Genomic DNA, 521 nt, shown 5'->3' on the forward strand with positions numbered 1-521 from the left:
TTTGTTGCTGCTGATATCAGCCGACTTTTCTGACAGTCCTTTCAGCCCAAGTTTTTCGCAGGCATAACCCATTGCCCGGACTCCTGTATCCAGGCAACAGGTAGTAATACCGTCCGCCTGAAATTTACGGGCAGCTTCCATAACCGCCCCGGGATCAGAAATATCTGTGTACGTACTTTCATCTGCTGCCTGAAATCCCGGCCAGTCACCGGGAGTGCTTGCAGCTATTGTTTTTATGCCAAGCCTTTCTGCAGCCTCATAAAGAGGAAGCTGAGAATAGCTGGCTCCTAAAATCATAAGTTTTTTCATATTTACAGGTTGTACTCCTCCAGAAAATCAAAAAATAACGGAGTTCCTCCTGTATGAAGGAACAGAATATTTTTATTCCGGATCTGATGATCCTCCAGATATTTTACCATACCACAAAAAGCCTTTCCTGTATAGGTCATATCAAGAGGGATGCCTTCTGACCGGTAAATCCTGCGGATCAGATCTGCCGTATCCTGTGAGTAGGTTCCATA

2 pseudogenes are annotated in these 521 nt (G+C 45.1%); both read right to left on the bottom strand.

Features of this window, described 5'->3' with window-relative positions:
• Positions 1–309 (bottom strand): annotated as a pseudogene (locus QVP40_RS08800) (ATP-grasp domain-containing protein); the annotation flags it as partial.
• Positions 310–311: 2 nt separating this feature from the next.
• A pseudogene (locus QVP40_RS08805) lies at positions 312–521 on the bottom strand (1-aminocyclopropane-1-carboxylate deaminase/D-cysteine desulfhydrase); the annotation flags it as partial.

This window comes from Blautia sp. CAG:257 (assembly GCF_000433815.1).
GTDB classification, from domain to species: Bacteria; Bacillota; Clostridia; order Lachnospirales; family Lachnospiraceae; genus Blautia_A; species Blautia_A caecimuris.